The sequence below is a fragment of the Brevibacillus sp. BC25 genome (assembly GCF_000282075.1).
Lineage (GTDB): Bacteria > Bacillota > Bacilli > Brevibacillales > Brevibacillaceae > Brevibacillus.
Map to the genome: position 1 here is coordinate 62,402 of NZ_AKIX01000040.1, position 24,637 is coordinate 87,038.

Here is a 24,637-nt window from a genome sequence, read left to right on the forward strand (position 1 = left end):
GGAACCCTCTTTAAATCGATAAATCACAGAGTTGAGGTGCAGAATGAATAAGCAGGAAAATATTGCAAAAATTTATCCGTTAACCCCATTGCAAGAGGGTATGTTGTTTCATGCTGTCAAAGATACAGACAGCAGCGCCTACTGCCTCCAGATGTCCGCAAAGCTCCAAGGTGATTTTCACCTACCCATTTTTGAAGAGAGCATGAACAAGCTCGTAGAGAACTATGAGGTTTTGCGCACTGTGTTTGTTTATCAAAACCTGCAGCGACCTCGACAGGTTGTTTTTAAAGAGAGAAAAGTTACCGTTCATTTCGAAAACATTGCTCATTTACCTATAGATGATCAGAACGATTACATAAAAGCGTATACCAACCAGCATCATACGTTTGAGCTGACGAAAGACGTCTTGATGAAAGCAGCCATTTTCCAGACGGGGGAGAACCTGTATCAGTTCGTTTGGGCATTCCACCATATCATCGTCGACGGCTGGTCTTTGGGCGTATTGCTTCATAAGCTGCTCGCGTACTATGCCGCCATTCGTAAGGGCGAGGCCGTTCCGCGGGAAGCGACCAAACCATACAGCGAATATATCAAATGGCTGGATAAGCAAAACAAAGAAGAAGCACTTAATTACTGGCAGAACTACTTGGAAGGCTATGACCATCAGTCTGATTTCCCTAAAAAGAAGAATGTAGCGGAAGATGGCAATTATGTACATGTGGAGAATCTTTTCACGGTCGCACCTGAGAAGATTCAGCAGCTGATGCAGATTGCCAATCAGAATCAGGCTACGATGAGCAGCGTTTTTCAATCTCTTTGGGGTATTTTGGCGAGCAAGTACAAAAATTCGGACGATGTGGTATTCGGTTCTGTTGTGTCAGGTCGTCCGCCAGGGATCCAGGGGATTGAGAGCATGGTTGGATTGTTCATTAACACGATCCCAACCCGCGTGCAAACGAACAGAAAACAAACCTTCAGTGGGCTGCTAAAAACAGTTCAGAAGCAAGCCTTGGCTTCTGCTTCTTATGATTTCGCTCCGCTGTACGAAATTCAGAGCAAGACGGTACTGAAACAGGAGTTAATCGATCATTTGGTGACGTATGAAAACTACCCGGATCATGCTACGAATGATCGGGAGGATTCCTTAGGCTTTCAATTCAACGTGGAAAATGGGGAAGAACAGACTTCCTATGATTTTAACGTTGTGGTAGCAGTCGCACCTTCGAATGAGATGTATGTGAAGTTGAGCTATAATGCATCGGTTTATGAAGAGTCATTCATGAACCGAGTAGAAGGGCACTTGAAAACGATCATTGAGCAGGTCATTCACAATCCGAATGTACTGCTTGAAGATATCGGAATCATCACGGATGAAGAAAAACAGCAATTGCTGGTAGCTTATAACGACACGACCGCCGATTATCCACGCGATAAAATGATTTTCGAGCTGATCGCGGAGCAAGCAAGACAGACGCCTTCGAAAGTTGCAGTTGTTTGCGGGGAAGATCGCCTTACTTACCAGGAGCTTCAGGAGCGTTCCAACCAGTTGGCCAGAGCTCTGCGTGGGAAAGGAATTACCCAAGGCAGTTTCGTCTCCATTATGGCAGAGCATTCACTCGAGCTGATCGTGGCTATTATGGCAGTTCTAAAATCAGGCGGTGCCTATTTGCCGATTGATCCCGAGTATCCGATAGACAGAATTCAGTATTTACTGGATGACAGTCAGACCACCATTCTCTTGACACAGTCTCATCTTCAGGAAAAAGTCGAGTTTGAAGGCGACATCCTCTACCTAGACAATCCTTCCTTGTTTGAAGGAGACCGTTCGGATCTTGACACAGCATGCACACCGGACGATTTGGCGTACATGATCTATACTTCCGGGTCCACGGGGAATCCAAAAGGCGCGATGATTACCCACCGAGGTCTAGTCAATTACATTTGGTGGGCGAACAAGGAGTATGTCCAAGGGGAAGCTGTAGACTTTCCGCTGTACTCTTCCATTTCGTTTGATTTGACTGTCACCTCGATCTTCACGCCGCTTCTGTCAGGCAATACGATCTATGTCTACAGAGGAACAGATAAGGTACAGGTCATTTTAGACATCATCCAAGATAATCAAGTGGGAATCATCAAGCTGACGCCAACACATTTGAAGCTAATTGAAGAAATAGATGGAACAAACAGCAGCATCCGACGGTTTATTGTCGGTGGTGAGAACTTGCCAACCCAATTGGCGAAGAGAATCTATGAGAACTTCGGACAGAATGTCAAGATTTTCAATGAGTATGGACCTACCGAAACCGTTGTGGGCTGCATGATTTATTTGTATGACCCTAAAAAACCGATCCAAGAATCGGTACCAATCGGAGTTCCTGCAGACAATGTCCAGCTTTATTTACTCGATTCCTCTATGCAGCCGATACCCGTTGGGTCAATTGGCGAGATGTATATATCCGGAGATGGCGTAGCGAAAGGATATTTCAATAGACCAGATCTGACCCAGGAAAAGTTCATCGATAATCCGTTCCGTCCGGGGACCAAAATGTATCGAACAGGCGATCTGGCGAAATGGCTCCCAGATGGCAATATGGAATATTTGGGAAGAATCGACCATCAAGTCAAAATTCGTGGGCATCGGATTGAGATGGGCGAAATTGAGACGCGATTGACGCAGCATGAATGGATCAAGGAAGCCGTCGTCATCGCTGAAAAGGATGACAGTAGTCAAAATGTGCTCTATGCCTACATTGTTTCCGAGCAGGAGTTGACCGTTTCGGAATTGAGGGAGCATCTGGGAAGTACGCTTCCTTCCTACATGATCCCGTCCTTCTTTATCCGTTTGGAGGAAATTCCGCTGACAGCCAATGGAAAAGTAGAGCGGAAGAAATTGCCGAAGCCTGACGGTGCAGTTGTAACGGGAACAGCGTACGTCGCTCCTCAGAATGAAACGGAAACAAAATTGGCTGAGATTTGGCAGCAGGCCCTGGGAGTTAGCCGTGTAGGCGTTCACGATCATTTCTTTGATTTGGGCGGACATTCACTGAAGGCTATGACAGTCATCTTTCAAGTCTCTAAAGCGTTGGAAGTGGATTTGCCAGTAAAGGCACTGTTCGAGAATCCGACCGTATCCCAGCTCGCTTCCTTTATCTCGAAGTCGGGGAAAAGCAAGTACACAGCCATTCAACCGGTTGAGGTAAAAGAATTTTATCCCGTATCTTCTGCTCAAAAAAGAATGTACATCCTTCAGCAATTTGAAGGAAGTGGCATCAGCTATAACATTTCAGGGGCAATGTTCCTGGAAGGAAAGCTGGATTACAATCGTTTTGCTAGCACGGTCCAACGACTGGCAGAGCGCCACGAAGCTTTGCGTACCTCCTTCCACCGTATCGATGGTGAGCCTGTACAGAAAGTGCATGACGAGGTAGAAGTACCAATCCTGATGCTGAAGTCTACGGAAGACAAGGCGGAGCAGATCATGCGCGATTTTGTCCGTCCATTTGACCTCGGAATCGCTCCGTTGATTCGAACAGGCTTGGTCAAGTTGGGCAAAGACCGTCATTTGTTCCTGCTAGACATGCACCATATCATCTCGGACGGTGTTTCGTCCCAAATTTTGCTGAGTGAATTTGCCAAGTTGTACCAAGGGGAAGCCTTGCAACCTCTTTCTCTCCAATACAAGGATTTCGCTGCTTGGCAAAATGAGCTGTTCCAGACGGACGTGTACAAGAAGCAGGAGCTCCACTGGTTAAATACGTTTGCTGATGAAATTCCTTTGCTCAATCTGCCGACTGATTATCCGCGTCCAACTATTCAAAGCTTTGAAGGGGATCTGGTTCTTTTTGATACAGGAAAAGAATTGACCGAGCGTTTGCGCAAGGTAGCAACAGATACGGGTACAACCCTGTATATGGTCTTGCTCGCGGCTTACCATGTACTGCTGTCCAAGTATTCCGGCCAAGAGGATATCATTGTCGGTACGCCTGTCGCTGGTCGTTCCCATGCCGACGTGGAAAACATCATGGGGATCTTTGTGAATACGTTGGCGATGAGAAATCATCCTGTGAGCGACAAAACCTTTACCCAATTCTTGCATGAAGTGAAACAAAATGCGCTGGCGGCCTATGACAATCAGGACTATCCATTTGAAGAGCTGGTGGAAAAGCTGGCGATTCAACGTGACATTAGTCGAAATCCTTTGTTTGACACCATGTTTTCTTTGGAAAATGCGAATCAGCAGTCGCTGGAAATCGACCAGCTTATAGCAGCTCCGTATGAGTTATTTAACAAAATTTCAAAGTTCGATCTTGCTTTGAATGCGAGTGAATCGCAGTCCGACATTCAATTCCAATTCGCATTTGGAACGAAGCTATTCAAGAAAGAAACCATCCAAAGAATGACCCATCATTATCTGGAAATCTTGCGTACCATTCCTGCACAGCCGAATGCCAAGTTAGCAGAAATCGACATGATGACGGAAGCAGAAAAACGTGCTCTCATTCTGAACGTCAACGATACTTTTGTTGAACGTTCCGCTGATCAGGTTTTGCATCAATTGTTTGAAGAGCAAGTATTGTTGACGCCAGATCAAGAAGCAGTAGCCTATGACGGATACACCTTGACCTATCGCCAGTTGAACGCCCGGGCCAATCAAGTAGCTCGTTTGCTGCGGAGCAAAGGAACTCAACCAGATACGATGATCGGAATTATGGTAGACCGTTCCATCGGGATGGTCGTGAGCATGTTGGCCGTGTTAAAAGCAGGTGGTGCGTATACGCCAATTGATCCTAGCTACCCGCCAGAAAGAATCCAATACATGCTCAGCGACAGCAAAGCTCCGATTCTACTGACACAGCGTCATTTGAAAGAGACAGTAGAGTATGCAGGAGAAATCATCGACGTAGACGATGAAGCGATTTATACAGGTGACGACACCAATCTTGACAATATCTCTGGCAGGGATGACTTGGCTTATGTCATCTATACATCTGGATCGACCGGAAATCCCAAAGGGGTTATGATCGCGCATCAAGCGATTTGCAATCACATGCTTTGGATGAAGAATGCCTTCCCACTGACTACAGAGGATGCTGTCTTGCAAAAAACGCCGTTTTCCTTCGATGCTTCCGTATGGGAATTTTATTTGCCACTGATCACGGGAGGACGCCTGGTACTGGCAAAGCCAGACGGACATCGCGACATCGAGTACTTGACTCGCATGATCAGAGAAGAGAAGATCACGACTTTACAGATGGTTCCTTCCTTGCTGGACCTGATCATGACTGAACCGGAATGGAGCTCTTGCACGAGCTTGCAACGCGTTTTCTGCGGTGGAGAAGCATTGGCACCTGCACTTGTTTCGCGCTTTTACCAGACGCAAACGGCACAGTTGATTAACCTCTATGGCCCTACAGAATCCACGATTGATGCAACATACTGGATTTGCCCTCGTTTGCCGGAATATGGCGTGATTCCCATTGGCAAACCGATTGATAACGTCCGCTTGTACGTCGTAAATGCGAGCAACCAGCTCCAGCCTGTAGGAGTTGCAGGAGAACTGTGCATTGCTGGCGATGGTTTGGCCCGCGGCTACTGGAATCGTGAAGAACTGACAACAGCCAGCTTTATTGACAATCCGTTTGAACCGGGTAGCAGAATGTACCGAACCGGAGACATAGTAAGGTACCTAGCCTGCGGCAATGTAGAATATCTCGGACGCATCGACCATCAGGTCAAAATCAGAGGCCACCGGATCGAACTGGGTGAGATCGAAGCAAGGCTTTTGCAGCATGAATGGATAAAAACGGCCATTGTCCTTGCCCGTCCAGATGAAAAAGGGCAAAACAACTTGTACGCCTATATCGTTGCCGATCAGGAAATCAAGACAGCCGATCTGAGAGCTTACATGGCGTCCCATTTGCCATCTTATATGGTTCCTTCTTATTTTGTTTATTTGGAGAAGCTGCCGGTCACGGCAAATGGCAAGGTAGATCGCAAAGCATTGCCTCAACCTGAGGGAGCATCCTCATCTGAAACCGTGTATGTAGCGCCACGCAATGAAGTGGAAGCCACTCTCGCAGACATTTGGCAAAGTGTTCTTGGCGTAAACTCAATCGGGGTACACGATCACTTCTTCGAGTTGGGCGGACACTCCTTGAAGGCGATGAACGTCATCTCTTTGATCCAGCGTACACTTCAAGTAGATGTGCCGTTGAAAACGCTGTTTGAATCGCCCACGATCGCTGATTTGTCGGCATACATCGCTACTGCGAGCAAAGGCAAGTATACGAAGATTGAACCTGTCCAAAAGCAGGAGTATTACTCGGTGTCTTCTGCACAAAAGAGAATGTTTATTCTCAGACAAATGGAAGGTGCAGAGATCAGCTACAACATGCCAGGCATCCTGTACATTGATGGCAAGTTGGATACAGAGCGTTTGCAGCAAGCGCTCAAGCGTCTGGTGAGACGCCATGAATCTCTGCGTACCTCGTTCCACTCCATGAAAGGAGAGACTGTTCAGCGCGTACATGAAGATGTCGAGCTGGAAATCTCGTTGATGGAGTCAACAGAGGGAGAGCTCAAACAAATTGTCGAGCAATTTATTCAACCGTTCGATTTGGAAAAAGCTCCACTGATTCGCGCTGGACTGGTCAAACTGGCTCCGGAACGCCATCTTTTCATGCTGGATTTGCACCATATTGTGGTGGATGGTGTATCGATTGGCATTCTTGTTCAAGAGCTTGGCGAGCTTTATCACGGGGAAGAGCTGCCAGAATTGAGCATTCAGTACAAGGACTTTGCCCATTGGCAGAATCAATGGTTCGAGACGGGAGAGTTTGCTGCTCAGGAAGCCTACTGGATCGATACTTTTACGGGAGAAATTCCTGTATTGAATCTTGCAACGGATTATCCGAGACCTTCTGTGAAAAGCTTCGAGGGTGAGCGATTTGTTTTCAGCTCCGGTGCCCTTTTGAAAAAAGAATTGAATCGACTTGCTCATGGTACAGGAGCTACGCTCTACATGGTTCTGCTGGCTGCCTACAATGTACTTCTCTCCAAATACTCTGGACAAGAGGACATTATTGTTGGTGCACCTACTGCTGGCAGGTCCCATGCTGAAACGGATTCGATCATCGGTATGTTTGTCAATACACTGGCATTGCGAAACGAGCCTGTAGGGGCTAAGTCCTTCCTTAGCTTTTTGGGAGAAGTGAAAAACAATACGCTAAAAGCCTTTGAGAATCAGGATTATCCACTAGATGAGCTGATCGATAAGCTGAACATTCAACGGGATCTGAGCCGCAATCCTTTGTTTGACACCGTATTTATTTTGCAAAATATGGATCAGAAGCCGTTCGAAATGGAGCAACTTACGTTTACACCTTATATGGCAGACGTGAATCAGGCCAAGTTTGATCTGTCATTAGAGGCGTATGAAGAAGATGAGGAGATCATCTTTAGCGTTGATTACTGCACCAAATTGTTTACAAGAGAGACGATTGAAAAAATAGCGGCACATTTCATCCAAATCCTTCATGCCGTTATTGAGCAACAAGATATTACTTTGTCCGAAATCACTATGCTTTCCGATGAGGAAAAGCATCGCTTGTTAGTAGAATTCAACCATACGCATAAGGAATATCCACAGAATAAGACACTACATGAGCTATTTGAGGAGCAAGTGGAAAAAACACCACAGGCTGCTGCGGTTGAAATCGGCGATAAGCAGATGTCCTATCACGAACTGAATGAGCGAGCAAACCAGCTTGCTGTTACCTTGCGTGAACGGGGAGTAAAGGCTAACCAATTCGTAGGAATCATGGCAAACCGTTCTGTAGAAATGGTTGTGGGAATCATGGCCATTTTGAAAGCAGGTGGAGCCTATGTGCCTATCGATCCCGAATATCCGGAAGATCGTGTGGCCTATATGTTGGAGGATTGCGAAGCCCGTCTGGTGCTTACCCAAATACATCTTGGAGCTAAGCTGGCTTCTAGTGTGAGCGTGGAATGCCTGTATCTGGAGGAGGAGAAGAATTATTCTCCCAACCGTTCGAATCTTGATCCGATTCAAACCGCTTCCGATTTGGCTTATGTCATCTACACATCAGGGACAACAGGTAAGCCAAAAGGAGTAATGATTGAGCATCGTGGCATCGTCAACAGTGTGTTGTGGAAGAAAGAGGAGTATCAGTTTAGCGTCCATGATAGAAGTCTGGTGCCCTTATCCTTTGCGTTTGATGCCTTTGTTCTATCCTTCTTTACACCGATCCTTTCCGGTTCAACCGTCGTCTTGGCGGAGGATGAAGAAGCCAAAGACCCAGTATCTCTCAGAAACCTCATTGCAGCTGCGAGATGCACCCAAATGACATGCGTGCCAAGTTTGTTCCAAGCGATATTGGAATGCGGTTCTGCTGCGGATATCAGCTCCCTGCAAACCGTTACACTTGGGGGCGAAAAAGTATCTGCTCAGCTCGTTGAGAAGAGCAATCAGCAGAATCCGCAATTGGTCATCGTCAATGAATACGGTCCGACAGAAAGCAGTGTCGTCGCCACTTGGCAGCGAATTTCGCAACTGGATTCTGCGATAACGATCGGACGTCCGATTGCCAACACTGGCATCTATATCGTGGACAAATTCCATCAGCTACAGCCAATCGGCGTCGTCGGGGAAATTTGCATCGGTGGCCACGGTTTGGCACGTGGATATTGGAACAAGCCGGAACTCACAGCAGAGAAGTTTGTTTCCCATCCCTATTCGGAAGGCGAGCGCATGTACAAGACTGGCGATCTAGGAAAGTGGCTCCCTGACGGAAAGATTGAATTTATCGGTCGCTTGGATGAACAGGTAAAAGTAAGGGGATATCGGATTGAAATCGGCGAGATTGAGTCGGTTATGCTCTCCTTTGAAAAGCTGACTTCAGCTGTCGTGATTGTCCATGAGGACGAACAGGGCCAATCGTCGCTTGCTGCTTATTACACGGCGGAAGAAAAGCTTGAAGTCTCGAATCTTTGGTCGCATCTGTCGCAAAGCTTGCCGTCTTACATGATTCCTGCGTACCTGGTCCAGCTCGATCTTCTCCCGCTTACGCCTAATGGAAAGATCGACAGAAAAGCCTTGCCGAAACCAGAAGGCAGACCTGTAACGGGTGCAGAATATGTGGCGCCAGCAAGTCCTGTGGAAAACAGGCTGGTAGAGATTTGGGAACATGTGCTTGGGGTAAACGACATCGGTGTTCTCGACAACTTCTTTCAGCTAGGTGGGCATTCCTTGAAAGCCATGTCGCTCGCCGCACAGATCCATCGAGAGTATCAAGTCGAGATTCCACTCAGAGTACTCTTTGCGACGCCTACCATCCAGGCATTGGCACAGTATATCGAGACAAGTGGAAAAGACACACATGTACCGATTCAGGCTGTACCGCGGCAAGAATATTATCCCGTTTCCTCTGCACAAAAGAGGATGTTTGTCCTGCGCCAGTTTGAAGGCACCGGCACAGTCTATAACATGCCAAGCGTGATGTATATCGAAGGAGATCTGGATCATACGCGCTTTGAAACCGCGATACAGGGGCTTGTCAAGCGACACGAATCGTTGCGGACATCCTTCCACACAGTGAATGGCGAGCCTGTTCAGCGTGTACATGAGGCAGTCGAACTGGATGTGCGCTATGAGGATTTGACGGAAGACCAAGTCGAGCAAACCATCGAATCATTTGTGCAGGCATTTGATCTCGAGAAGGCTCCGTTGTTGAGGGTCGGACTCTTCAGCTTGGGAGAGAAGCGACATCTCTTCCTGATGGATATGCATCACATCATTTCGGATGGCGTCTCTGTCGGAATTATCATGGAAGAATTCTCGAAGCTGTATCGAAACGAACATTTGCCAGAGCTCGCTGTTCAATACAAAGATTTTGCTGTTTGGCAGTCTGATCTGTTCCAAACAGACATCTATACAAAGCATGAGAACTACTGGTTGAATTCCTTCGCGGGTGACATTCCGGTACTGAATCTGCCCGCCGATTATTCTCGCCCGCTAGTTCAAAGTTTTGAGGGAGATTGCATTTCGTTCCAAACAGACAAAACGTTGATGGACGATTTATACAAGCTGGCTCATGAGAACCAAACCACGCTGTTTATGGTCTTGCTGGCAGCTTACAATGTGCTCCTTTCCAAATACAGCGGCCAAGAAGACATCGTAGTGGGAACGCCGATTGCTGGCAGATCTCATGCGGATGTAGAAAAAGTCTTGGGGATGTTTGTCAATACAATGGCTTTGCGAAATTACCCTGATGGAACGAAATCGTTCCAGGCATTTTTGGAAGATGTCAAACAGAATACGCTGCACGCATACGCCCACCAGGATTATCCGTTTGAAGCATTGGTCGAAAAACTGGAAATCCAGAGGGATCTCAGCAGAAACCCGCTGTTTGACACCATGTTTATTTTGCAAAACCTGGACCAAAAAGCTTATGAGCTGGATGGGCTGAAATTTGAAGCCTACTCCGGAGATGGGCAGCAAGGCAACGCCAAATTCGACCTCACACTGGAAGCGCATGAAGATGAGACAGGAATTCATTTTGGTCTCGTGTACTCCACGAAATTGTTCCAAAGAGACACGATGGAAAGAATGGCAGGTCATTTCCTCCAGGTGCTACGAGGAGTCATTGCGGACCAAACAGCGGCGTTGCGTGAAATCAACTTGCTCGGTGAGGAAGAAAAACACATCGTAACTGTTGCATTCAACAACACGTTTGCCGCGTATCCACGCGAAAGCACGATTCAGGAGCTGTTCGAGGAGCAAGTGGAAAGAACGCCCGAGCATACTGCAGTTGTGATGAACGAACAGATGCTGACGTATCGGGAGCTGAACCAAAAAGCGAATCAGATCGCAAGTGCTCTTCGCCGATTGGAAGTAGGAAGAGACAGCGTTGTAGGTATGTTGGCAGATCGTTCTCTCGAGATGATCACAGGCATTATGGGGATCATCAAAGCAGGAGGCGCCTACCTGGGGATTGATCCAGAGCATCCATCCGAGCGCATTTCTTACATGCTCGAAGATGGCGGTGTGAAGGTTGTCCTTGTTCAAAGACATCTGTTGCATCTCGTCGAAGAAGGTCTCATCCCAATCGTTTTGGAAGACGAGAGCCTGGAGCAAGAAGATGCGAGTAACCTGACCAACCACAATGACGCCAAGGACTTGGCCTATGTGATGTACACGTCGGGTTCAACGGGCAAACCAAAAGGAGTCATGGTCGAGCATCGCAATGTCACCCGATTGGTGAAAAATACGAACTACGTTCAGGTACGCGAAGAAGATCGCATGATTCAAACGGGCGCTATTGGCTTCGACGCCATGACGTTTGAGATTTTCGGAGCTCTGTTGCATGGTGCTAGCTTGTTCCTCGTGAGCAAGGATGTTCTGTTGGATGCGGAGAAGCTTGGAAGCTTCCTGCGAGAGAATCGGATTACAACGATGTGGTTAACTTCACCACTGTTTAACCAGCTTTCGCAAGACAACCCAGCGATGTTTGATGGCTTGCGTGCGTTAATCGTCGGTGGCGAAGCACTGTCGCCGAGACACATCAACAAAGTTAACAGCGCCCATCCCGCTCTGGAAATTTGGAACGGATACGGCCCGACAGAAAATACAACCTTCTCTACATGCTATTTGATTGAGAAGGAATTCGAAGACAATATTCCGATTGGGAAGCCGATAACGAACTCCACTGCTTATATCGTGGATCGCTACAATCAGCCGCAGCCAATTGGGGTGCCGGGTGAATTGTGCGTAGGGGGAGACGGGGTAGCCAGAGGCTATTTGAACAAGCCAGAATTGACTGCCGAGATGTTTGTTCCGAATCCGTTTGTTTCTGGTGAAAACATGTACCGCACAGGGGATTTGGCGAGATGGAAGGCGGATGGAACGATTGAGTATTTGGGACGTATCGACCAACAGGTAAAGATCAGAGGCTATCGGATCGAGCTTGGGGAAATCGAGACTGTTCTCACCAATCTAGCAAAGGTAAAAGAAGCTGTCGTTACGGTAATGGATGATACGAACGGCCAAAAAGCTCTCTGCGCTTATTTTGTTCCAGAAACGGAACTCGACGCAGCAGAGTTGAGAGAAGCTATTTCCAAAGAATTGCCTAGCTACATGGTGCCATCCTTCTATGTCCAAATGGATAAACTGCCTTTGACTGCAAACGGAAAGCTCGATCGCAGAGCATTGCCTGAACCAACTGGTGATCGGGTTCAAAGCTCCACATATGTCGCCCCACAAAACGCGACTGAGACGAAGCTGGCTGAAATTTGGCAAGAGGTACTGGGGATTCATGCGATAGGCATTCACGACAACTTCTTTGAACTGGGCGGACATTCCCTGAAGGCTATGAATGTGATCACGCAGGTGCACAAAGCATTTCAGGTCGAGCTTCCGTTAAAAGCACTGTTTGAATCTCCTACGATCCATGAACTGGCTGCCTATATCAGCTCGAGTGAGATTGAACAGTTCAAGACCATTCAACCAGTAGAGCAAGCAGACTTTTACCCAGTTTCGTTCGCTCAAAAAAGAATGTACATCCTGCATGAGTTTGAAGGAAGCGGGATCAGCTACAACGTGCCAAATGTGCTGATAATAGATGGCCATCTGGATTACGAACGTTTTGAACATGCTATCCGAACACTGGTAAAACGACATGAATCCTTGCGAACATCCTTCCATTCGGAAAACGGGGAACCAGTACAACGAGTACATGAGGATGTCACGCTGCTCATCGGTATTTCCGAGGCGACAGAAGACCAAGTAGAGCAACGCATTCAGGAGTTAGTCCAGCCGTTTGATCTGGAAGTGGCTCCGCTGTTCCGGGTTGACTTGATCAAACTGGGAGCAGAACGACATTTGTTCTTCATGGATATGCACCACATTATCTCGGATGGCGTATCGCTTGCAGTCATCGCCAAGGAGTTTGCGAGCTTGTACGAAGAAAAGCAGCTCCCTGACATGCGCATCCAATACAAAGATTTTGCTGCTTGGCAAACGAAGCTGTCCCAGTCTGAGCGTTTCCAAAAACAAGAGGATTATTGGACGAATGTCTTCGCAGGGGAGATCCCGTTACTCAACCTGCCAAATGACTTCCCAAGACCTACTGTTCAAGGCTTTGAAGGCGACACAGTAGCAATCGGTACAGGGAATCAAATGCTTGCGGAGTTGCGGCAACTCGCTGCAAATACGGGCTCAACACTGTTCATGGTGCTTTTGGCAGCCTACAATGTGTTGCTGTCTAAATACGCAGGACAGGAAGAAATCGTAGTCGGCACACCGATTGCAGGTCGATCCCACGCAGATGTGGAACGAATCGTCGGCATGTTCGTCAACACACTTGCCTTGAAAAATGTGGCAGGGGGCAACCTGACCTTCCGCGAGTTTTTGGGTGACGTGAGACAAAATGCGCTACATGCGTTCGAACATCAGGATTATCCGTTTGAACATCTCGTAGATAAGCTGCAAGTGCGGCGCGATTTAAGCCGAAATCCACTGTTTGATACGATGTTCAGTCTGGGGCTTGCGGACTCATCTGCCTTAGAAATTGCAGGACTCAACATGTCCGCTTATCCGGTAGATGGCAAGATTGCGAAATTCGATATCGCTCTGGATGCAATGGAACAACAAGATGAGCTTCTCGTGCAATTCAACTATTGCACGAAGTTGTTTGCCAAAGAATCAATCGACCGCATGGCAACTCATTACGTCAATCTTTTAAGGACGATCATTGCCAATCCAGATTGCAAGCTGGCAGAGATCAGTGTCTTGTCAAATGATGAGATGGAGCAAATGCTGCATGATTTCAATGCAACAAAAGCCGCTTATCCGACGAATAAAACGTTCCAGGAGCTATTCGAAGAGCAGGTCGAAAAAACTCCGAACCAGGTAGCTGTGATTTTCGAGGAAGAACAGCTAACGTATCGGGAATTAAATGAAAAAGCAAACCAGCTCGCACGTGTTTTGCGCCAAAAGGGAGTCAAGCCAGAGAGCACTGTCGGAATCATGGTAGACCGCTCCTTGCACATGGTAGTAGGGACGCTCGGTATTTTGAAAGCCGGCGGAGCCTATGTCCCGATTGATCCAGACTATCCATTGGAGCGTCAAGCATTCATTTTGGAAGATAGTGATGCGAAGCTGTTCCTTACTTTGCAAAAGTTGAATACGCAGCTTGCATTCCCTCACGAAACTCTTTATCTGGATGTAGAGGGGCAGTATCAAGGAGAAGCGAGCAATCTGGAGCCTGTGGCACTGCCGGAACACGCCGCTTACATCATTTATACTTCCGGTACGACTGGCAAGCCAAAAGGGGTCGTGATCGAGCACCGGAGCTATGCGAATGTCGCTTTTGCATGGCAGGATGAGTATCACTTGGACACCTTCCCGGTTCGCTTGCTGCAAATGGCGAGCTTCGCCTTTGACGTATCGACTGGCGATTTTGCCAGAGCATTGCTCACAGGAGGGCAGCTGGTAATTTGCCCGAATGAGGTCAAAATGGACCCTGCTTCCTTGTACGAAATCATCAAGCGGTATGAAATTACGATTTTCGAAGCGACACCAGCTTTGATTATGCCGTTGATGCATTACATTTACGAAAACCAGCTCGACATCAGTCAGATGAAGCTCCTGATTCTCGGAGCAGACAGTTGTCCAGCAGAAGACTTCAAGACCTTGCTCGCGAGATTCAGCGAGACGTTGCGCATCGTTAACAGTTATGGCGTAACAGAGGCGTGCATCGATTCCAGCTATTACGAAGAAACAGATGTCTCATCCATTCGCTCGGGAACCGTACCAATCGGAAAACCGCTGCCGAATATGCAGATGTATGTGATGGATCAACAATTGAATCTTCAGCCTGTTGGAGTCGTGGGTGAGTTGTGCATCGGGGGAGCAGGGGTCGCTCGCGGTTATTTGAACAGACCTGAGCTGACACTGGAGAAGTTCGTACCGAATCCATTTGCTCCAGATGAGCTGCTGTATCGTACAGGTGATTTGGCGAAGTGGCGCGCGGATGGCAATGTGGAATTCCTGGGTCGTAACGATCATCAAGTGAAAATCAGGGGTGTCCGTATCGAGCTGGGCGAAATCGAGACACAGCTCCGCAAGTTGGACGGAATCTTGGAAGCAGTTGTCATGGCAAGAGAGGATCACAGACAAGAAAAGTATTTATGCGCGTACATGGTGGCAGACCACGAGATCGACACAGCACAATTACGCCAGGAATTACTAAAAGAATTGCCTCAAGCGATGATTCCATCGTATTTCGTATCACTTGAAGCACTGCCCCTTACCGCAAATGGGAAGATCGACAGACGTTCCTTGCCGGCGCCGGATGTATCCATGCTAAGAACGACGGAGTATGTAGCACCTCGTACGGAATTGGAAGCACAATTGGCCCGCGTATGGGAGCAAGTGCTGAATATGGAGCAAGTAGGGGTTCTGGATGATTTCTTTGCAATTGGCGGTCACTCCCTGCGTGCGATGAGTGTGATTTCGAGCATGCATAACGAATATCAAGTCGATATTCCGCTTCGTGTTTTGTTCGAAAAACCGACGATTCAACAGTTGGCTGCACACATCGAAGAGACAGCAAAAGGATATGTCATTTCGATTCAACCAGCACCTGCGCAAGAGTATTATCCTGTTTCATCGGCTCAAAAGCGCATGTATATCCTCCATCAATTTGAGGGAGTCGGCATCAGCTACAATATGCCTTCGACCATGCTGATCGAAGGGAAGCTGGAACCGGAACGATTAGAGACAGCGTTCAAGCAGCTGATTGAGCGACATGAAAGTCTTCGTACGTCTTTTGCCGTTGTAAATGGAGAGCCTGTTCAGAAGGTTCACGAGGAAGTTTCCTTTGAACTTTCGTATACAACGATCACAGAAGACCAAGCACAAGAGGTCCTTTCAACCCTCGTTCAACCATTCGATCTGGGGGTAGCGCCGTTGCTTCGCGTCCGTCTTCTGCATATCGGAGAAGATCGTCATGTGCTCTTTACCGACATGCATCATAGCATTTCCGACGGTGTATCCTCCGGCATTCTCCTGTCTGACTTAGTGCAGCTGTACCTAGGGGATGTTTTGCCAGAGCTACGAATTCAGTACAAGGACTTCTCTGTATGGCAACAGGAGCTTTTCGAATCCGATGCCTTCAACAAGCAAGAAGAGTACTGGGCTCAAGTGTTTGCAGACGAAATTCCAGTGCTAAACCTGCAAACGGATTTCACCCGACCAAGCATTCAAAATTTCGCAGGGGATCAGTATACCATCGGAACCGGTAAACAACTCATGGAAGGCTTGAACCAGCTGGCTCGAGAAACGGGAACGACACTGTACATGGTGCTCCTCGCGACGTACAACGTACTGCTTTCCAAGTATTCCGGGCAAGAGGACATCATCGTCGGCACACCGATTACAGGCAGATCCCATGCTGATCTAGAACCAATCGTCGGTATGTTTGTAAACACATTGGCGATGAGAAACAAGCCGCATGCTGGGAAAACATTCACCGAGTTGTTGCTGGAAGTCAAGCAGAATGCACTGGACGCTTACGTTCATCAGGATTATCCGTTTGAGGAACTGGTGGAAAAACTCGACATTCCGCGAGACTTAAGCAGAAACCCGCTCTTTGACACTATGTTTACTGTGCAGAACAACATGGATGACTCCATCGACCTGCCCGGCTTGACACTTGCTCCTTTCATGACTGATCAGGCTGGCAACCATTCCAAATTTGATTTGACGTTGATTGCCACAGAAGAGCGTGAGGAGATCAGCATTGGCGTGGAGTACAGCACAAGCTTGTTTACGCGAGAAACGATTGAACGGTTAAGCAACCACTTCATGGCTATTGCACATATCGTTGTTCAAAATCCGCATATCCGCTTGAGTGAAATCGACATGCTCAAGGCGGAGGAGAAGCGACAAATTTTCGAGAAGTTCAATGATACAGCTGTCAGCTATGTACAAGACAAAACGCTGCATCAATTATTCGAAGAGCAAGTCTCGAAGACGCCAGATCAGGAAGCTATTCTCTTTAACGGTCAGACACTGACGTACAGCGAGCTCAATGAGCGGGCCAACAGACTGGCAAGAGTTCTGCGCACCAAAGCAATTGGATCAGATTGTCTTGTAGCAGTCATGGCGGAGCGTTCACCAGAAATGATCGTTGGCATCCTTGGTATTTTAAAGGCAGGCGGTGCGTATGTTCCGATCGATCCGACGTATCCGCAAGAACGCATTGAGTACTTGCTGGAAGACAGCAACGCAGCACTGCTTCTCTGCCAATCTCATCTGTCAGAACTATTGTCTCGCGTGTCGAGCGGGCTTGACTGGCTTGATCTGAACGCAGAGCATGACGTCGAGATGGATGGCTCCAATCTCGCATCACTCAATCAACCGACCGATCTCGCCTATGTGATCTATACATCGGGGACGACTGGTAAGCCGAAGGGCGTCATGATTCCACATCAGGGAATCATTAATTGCTTGCAGTGGAGAAGAGATGAGTATGGATTCGGACCGGGAGACAAGGCGCTGCAGGTATTCTCTTTTGCCTTCGATGGGTTTGTAGCCAGCTTGTTCGCTCCGCTTCTCGGAGGTGCTACTTGCGTCTTGCCGAGAGAGGAAGAAGCCAAAGATCCGGTAGCGCTGAAAAAACTGATTGCCTCAACGGAAGTCACACATTATTACGGTGTACCGAGTCTGTTCCAAGCGATTCTGGATTGCTCGACTGCTGCAGATTTCTCTCCTCTGCGTTGCGTAACATTGGGAGGCGAGAAACTACCTCCGCAGCTTGTGCAAAAAACGAAAGAAAAGCATTCAGCAATCGAGATCAACAATGAATACGGTCCGACCGAAAACAGCGTCGTCACCACCATCTCTCGTTCAATCGAAGCAGGGCAGGACATCACGATTGGGCGACCGCTAGCCAATGTACAGGTTTACATCGTAGATACACAACATCATTTGCAACCGATCGGCGTAGTGGGAGAGTTATGCATCGGAGGACCCGGACTTGCAAGGGGTTATTTGAACAAACCAGAGCTCACACAAGAAAAGTTCGTTCCGAATCCATTTGAGCCAGGAGAACTCATGTATAAAACGGGTGACTTGGTGAAATGGCGGACAGATGGCACGATCGATTACATTGGTCGGACTGACGAACAGGTGAAGGTGAGAGGGTACCGCATCGAGATCGGAGAAATCGAAAGCACCATACTCGCTTACAATGGCATCGATCAAGCAGTGGTAGTTGTGCAAGAGGATGAACTAACGGCCGGACAGTATCTTTGCGCTTATCTCGTCCCAGTAGCAGAGGTACCCGTTGCCGAGCTGAGAAGGCATCTGGCGAAGGAACTGCCTGCTTACATGGTTCCAAGCTATTTTGTTCAGTTGGATCAACTGCCGCTTTCGGCCAATGGAAAAGTGGATCGTAAAGCGTTGCCGAAGCCACAGCCATCGGATGCGACTACTCGTGAGTTCGTGGCACCAAGAACTGCGACTGAGCATCAATTGGCATCCATTTGGCAGGAAGTTTTGGGAATCGAGCCGATCGGCATTACTGACCATTTCTTTGAACTAGGTGGACATTCATTGAAAGCAACTCTGCTGGTTGCGAAGGTGTATGAGTACATGCAGATTGAACTGCCGTTGAACCTCATCTTCCAGCATCCAACGATTGAGAAGGTAGCGGATTTCATCACGCACAAGAACTTCGAGGGCAGCTTCGGAAGAGCTATTCTCTTAAATGAAGAGACGGCGAGAAAGGTATTCTGCTTTACGCCGATTGGAGCCCAAAGTGTCTATTACCAGAAGCTTGCTGATGAAATCAAGGGCGTCTCTTTGCATAGCTTTGATTTCATTCAAGAAGACAATCGACTTGAGCAGTACATCGAAGCCATCGTCGAGATTGATCCAAAAGGACCCTATACGCTCATGGGATATTCCTCGGGAGGCAATCTGGCTTTAGAAGTCGCAAAAGAACTGGAGCACCAAGGATATGTCGTGACCGACCTCATCTTGTTCGATTCGTACTGGAAAGACAAGGTGATGGAGAGGACTCTGGCAGAAACAGAGAGTGACATTGCCCAGTTATTTGCCGAAATTGGAGAAAACATCGAGATGTTCAACATGACTCAAGAAGACTTCAATTTGTACGCTGCCAATGAATTCGTCAAGCAAAGCTTCATTCGGAAAACGGTCAACTACGTGATGTACCACAATCAACTGATCAATACGGGTGCAACGAACGCAGCGATCCATCTCATTCAATCAGAGCTGGAATCGGGCGAGGAAGATCTAGTCGCAGTCAAATGGAATGAATCCGCTTGGGCACAGGTTACGAAACGACTGATGACGTACGAAGGGTACGGAATCCACTCCAGAATGTTGGGAGGAAATTACGTGTCAATGAATGCCTCCATCCTCCGAGACATCCTGCAAGAGCTGTTCATTCTGAAATAAGATCGCGGCTTTGTGATGATTCCCCTTTGGAACATGTTTTCCAAGGGGAGTTCATCCATTACATCCTTGGAGAGGAGCAGCAAATGATTTTTACCAAGCAAGCTCAGCACAGAAAGAAAGATCCAGTGTTTGGCTGGGTACTCTCATATGTAAAGCCTTATCGAGGTTGGGTCATGATCTGTATCATTACCTCGCTTCTTGTGGCTGTGGCAAACATTTGGATGGGAGTCCTGATCAAAACCATGGTCGAACATACGAAAGACTTCGACAAGCTGGTCAGCATTGCCCTCATCATTTTTTGTCTGACCATCGTCGGTTTTCTCTCGAAATATTTCATCACGTATTCGGCAGCTAGATTCAGTTCAAGAGCCATGAGAGATTTGAAAAACAGCATGGCTGCTCATCTCGAAAAAGTTCCCATGTCCACCATGGATAAATATCATTCCGGTGATCTCGTTTCTCGCTTAACAACGGATGCCCAAATCTTGCAAAGCTTTTTGCAAAAACATTTTTTTCAGCTTTTTTATCTGCCAGTTGTTTTTGTCGGAGCTCTTGGACTGTTGTTGACGATCAATTGGAAGTTAATCATCTTCAGTATCGCAATCCTTCCCGTCGCCATCGCTATCACAGGGTGGATGAGCAAACCGCTTCAAAAATATTCGGAACAAATGCAGCACCATCTGGGTCAAACGAACGCCATCGCGCAGGATACGCTTTCCGGGATTCACATGGTCAAAGCATTTCAATTGGAAGGCGTTCTGTATCGTAAATACCATGCGGGTATGAAGCAGGTATTGAAAAATGCGTTCCAGGCAGAGAAGAAGCGCGCGTGGATGACAGCACCAGGGATTTTATTGTTTTCTTCCCCAATCCTGTTTTTTGTCGCTTATGGTGGGTACTTGATTCAGGCGGGAGAATTGGATCTAGGCAGCTTGGTCATTTTCAGCTATTTGCTTCACTTTATCATCGAACCACTTTCACTCGCACCCGTGTTGTTTGCCCAAGTACAAGAGACATCAGGTGCGGCAAAGCGGCTTCAAGAAATTTTTTCACAGCCAGTCGAACAAAATGATCAGCCAGCGATTCCTGTTGATCCAGAGGCGATTCCTGTACAGTTTGAGAACGTTACGTTTGCCTACGATCAGGCAAGGATTCTTAATAACGTTAGCTTTACGCTACATCCGAACAAGACCATTGCGTTAGTAGGTGCCAGTGGGAGTGGAAAGAGTACCATCATGAAGTTGCTTTGCGGGTTCTATCCAATGGAACCGGGCAACGGAAGACTGAATGTTTTCGGGCATTCCATGGCGGATTGGAATATGACGGACATGCGGAGCTATCTTTCCATGGTTTCTCAGGATACGACGCTATTCCCCGTGTCTATTGCGGAAAATATCTCGTATGGCCGCATTCATGCGACACAAGACGAGATCATCGCAGCGGCAAAAGCGGCCAATGCTCATGACTTCATTATGGAGCTGCCGCAAGGATATCAAACAAAAGTAGGGGAGCGTGGCTCTCGTTTATCTGGCGGACAGAAACAGCGCATCGCGATTGCTCGAGCAATTTTGAAGGACGCTCCAATTTTACTGCTGGATGAACCAACGTCTGCCTTGGATACAGAATCGGAAGCTTTGGTCCAAGAAGCGTTGGAAAATGTGATGAAAAATCGGACGGTTCTCGTCATCGCTCATCGACTGTCCACGATAAAAGACGCGGATGAAGTGCTTGTTTTGGAGCAAGGACAAATTGTTGAGCGAGGTACACACTACGATTTGCTTACCCAAGGCGGCGTTTACACCAGATTGTACCAAAAACAGTTTGCCACAGAGATGCACAGCTCGCTGGCTGCAGGGGGGGTATAGGCATGTTCATCCAGAATTTGATGCGGGAACTACTTCAACTGCTGTCGTTTATGAAATCGAAAAAGCGAGCGTATATTTTAGGACTCGTGGGTGACGGAATCGGTCAAGCAGCTGTATTGGTATCTTTACCTTTCGTGTTCAAGGATCTGACGGATTTTGCGAACACAAAAGACCCTGCTTTATTAACCAGAGCAATTGCCACCATGGCTGTAATGTTCCTCTTGCTGAGTATCCTGTCTCCATTTTTCAGCTACATCTATCGACGATGCGTCCGCGAGCTCATTGCGAACATTCGGCTGCATGTCTATCAACGTTTAAGCAAGCTGCCTTTCGATTATTATGAGCAGCACCATTCGGGAGATACGATGTCGAGACTGGGCAACGATGTTGTCCTCATGGAAAACGCGTACGCAGAGCAATTGAAAACGTTAAGCATCATCCTGCTGTCGCTGATCGGTTCAATCATAGGAATGTTTGCTATGGATTGGAAAATTGCCGTCGTCCTGTTGCTCGTTAGCACATTGACTCTTTATGTGAATACGCTGTTTGCCAAGTCAGTCCGGCGCATTGGAGACCGAATGCAACAGCAGATGGGGATTGGGACAGAAAGATTAAACGATTTTTTGTCTGGGTTGCCCATCATCAAAATGTTTCATTTACATAACGTTGTGACCGCACGTTACACGGAAGCAAACGAAGAAGTAGCTTCGTCTGCCATCAAGCAAGGGCATAAACACGGATTATTGGAAGGGACCAATTTTTTCATCCAATTCTTAAGCTTCGGGGGAATGCTTGTTTTTGGAATCATGATGGTTTCCAAACAAATGATCGGATTGGGCGTGCTGGTCGCTTTGGTTCAACAACAGATGCTTGTTACACTGGCATTTCTCCAGCTTGGCCAAGTCATTACAGCATTGCAGAGCTCGCTAGCTGGCGCTTCTCGAGTCGTCGATTTTCTGAATGAACCTCTCGAACCAGAAGAGTACCAGAAGAGTCTCGACAAACACCAGTATTGTGAAAGCATGCTGAAGCTGGAGCAGGTCGTTTTCGGGTACAACGAAGCTACAAATGTGCTGGATGGTGTTTCGTTGCGAGTCGAGCAAGGCCAAATGGCTGGGCTAGTCGGAACGAGTGGAAGTGGAAAAAGCACCGTCATGAAACTTCTGCTAGGGTATTACCCACCTGCGAGCGGCGCTCTTTATTTACTCGGCAAGCCCATGGGAGCTTATTCTCTTGCAGAAATTAGAAGTTTGATCTCATACGTGCCTCAGGATGCCTTTTTGTTCGAAGGAACCATCGAAGACAATATTCGTTACGGCTGCCTGGATGCTTCGGAAGAGGATGTCATCAAAGCAAGCAAAGCAGCGTATGCGCATGATTTTATTATGGAACTGTCTGATGGCTACCAGACCAAAACGGGAGAACGCGGTGCCAAGCTATCTGGCGGACAACGTCAGCGAATTGCCATTGCCAGAGCCATCCTGAAAAATGCACCGATTCTTCTACTGGATGAAGCAACCTCCGCATTGGATGCAGAATCGGAATATTGGGTGCAGCAAGCATTAACCGCACTCATGAAAGATAAAACGGTACTCGTCATCGCTCATCGCTTGTCAACGGTAGAGGATGCCGATGTGATTTACGTGATGGATCAAGGAAAGGTCATCGAGCAAGGTCGCCATGTTGAGTTAATGGAGCACAACGGCACGTATGCCAAATTGTATGAAGTGCAGCAGCGAAAGGATCGAGCAGAACAAGTCAGTAGTCTTGAATTGACAGAAAGAAGAGTGAGCACTACATGATTGCCATTTACGCTTTGAAATGTCCTGCTGTCATGGAGAAAGAGTTGTTCGACCGTTTTTTGCAAGCACTACCCGAAGAAAAGCGGGAACGGGTCAACCGTTTCAGAAATCCGGCTGATTCCTATCGGGCGTTGCTCGCGGACGTGCTGGTACGCTCTCTCATTTGTGAAGCCTACGAGATTTCCAATGACGAAATCGAGTATGACTACAATGCATACGGAAAACCTTTTTTGAAATCATTTCCCCACTTTTGCTTTAACGTCTCGCATTCCGGAGATTGGGTGGTCTGCGCCACACATGACTCGCAAGTGGGGATTGATGTGGAGCAAATAGGTCCGATTGAGTTGGATATTGCCACTCATTATTTTGCACCAGCCGAAGTAGAAGATCTCTTGGCAAAACATCCGGATGAACAGCTTTCGTATTTCTACGACCTTTGGACCTTGAAGGAGAGTTATATAAAAGCGAGAGGCATGGGGCTGTCTATCTCATTACAATCATTCGCCATTAGAAAAAGCCTAGACCAATCGATTACGATATCGCAAAATGATTCGCGCGATGCTTGGGCATTTCATCAGTATGAGATCGATCCAGGCTATAAATTGTCAGTATGCGCGACTACCAATCAGTTTTCTGCTCAAGTAGTCATGAAGGATGTACAAGATTTGCATCAGGCCATTTTTCATAGAAAGATGTCGAGGTAATTACGGAATGAGGAAAGGGCGGGGAAAGAGATGAAATTGTTTTGCTTTCCGTACGCAGGTGGACTTCCCAGTATCTATTACGGTTGGAAGCGGGCATTGTCGCCAGCGTTATTGGAAATTGATCCATTCGAGGTAAGGCCTTCACTTCAGAGTGATAGCGTGGTTCTTTCCACTTCGTTTTATGAGGTCTTGGAGGATGTATACAAACGGATCACACCAGAGCTGGGGGAAGAACCTTTTGCCTTTTATGGCCACAGCATGGGCGGCTTAATCGCTTTTGAACTGACGCGAAAGCTGTTGCAGAATGGAAAGCCACTGCCCCAGCACTTGTTCCTGTCTGCATCACGCGTGCCACATGCGTATCACAAACTGGTGAAAACATACAACCTGCCGCATAACGAGTTCATCGAATCGCTACGTACACTTGGGGGTACTCCCAATGAAGTTTTGGACAATCACGAGCTCTTGGAGTTATTTTTGCCTAATATTCGCGCTGATTTCCAGGCCGTGCAAACTTACGAAATGAATAACGAGCTGCCTCAGCAAATCCCTGTCAACATGACAGTTTTGTTTGGGAAAGAAGATTCGATTGAAATCCAAGATATTGTGGCATGGCGAGACTATTGCGGGCGAGAATGCAAATTTTACCCCATGCCTGGTGGGCATTTCTTTATTCATCAGCAAATGAATACGATCCTTGTGATCATTCAAGACACATTGAAAGTAGAACAGGCAGTTGCAATCCGTGCCCAATTCTAA

At 47.5% G+C, this 24,637-nt stretch carries 5 protein-coding genes; all 5 read left to right on the forward strand.

Annotated features, from left to right (window positions below):
- Nucleotides 1-43: 43 nt before the first annotated feature.
- The 5 genes from tycC to PMI05_RS12290 all read left to right on the forward strand — a co-directional run bounded on the left by tycC (nucleotide 44) and on the right by PMI05_RS12290 (nucleotide 24,637).
- The gene (tycC, locus tag PMI05_RS12270) at nucleotides 44-19,507 is read left to right on the forward strand and encodes a tyrocidine non-ribosomal peptide synthetase TycC (RefSeq protein ID WP_007721726.1); all 19,464 of its coding nucleotides are present in this window, start codon (nucleotides 44-46) and stop codon (nucleotides 19,505-19,507) included.
- Nucleotides 19,508-19,590: 83 nt separating this feature from the next.
- Entirely contained in the window at nucleotides 19,591-21,372 is a 1,782-nt protein-coding gene (locus tag PMI05_RS12275; RefSeq protein ID WP_007721728.1) for an ABC transporter ATP-binding protein, read from the forward strand.
- Nucleotides 21,373-21,374: 2 nt separating this feature from the next.
- A complete protein-coding gene (locus PMI05_RS12280) occupies nucleotides 21,375-23,174 on the forward strand; it encodes an ABC transporter ATP-binding protein (RefSeq protein ID WP_007721730.1) in 1,800 nt (599 codons plus the stop codon).
- Nucleotides 23,171-23,878 (forward strand): 4'-phosphopantetheinyl transferase superfamily protein, encoded by a 708-nt coding sequence (locus tag PMI05_RS12285; RefSeq protein WP_007721732.1) that lies wholly within the window; start codon nucleotides 23,171-23,173, stop codon nucleotides 23,876-23,878. Before PMI05_RS12280 ends, PMI05_RS12285 begins: the two co-directional genes overlap by 4 nt.
- A gap of 30 nt (nucleotides 23,879-23,908) precedes the next feature.
- Nucleotides 23,909-24,637, forward strand: coding sequence for a thioesterase II family protein (locus PMI05_RS12290; RefSeq protein WP_007721733.1), 729 nt, complete (start codon nucleotides 23,909-23,911; stop codon nucleotides 24,635-24,637).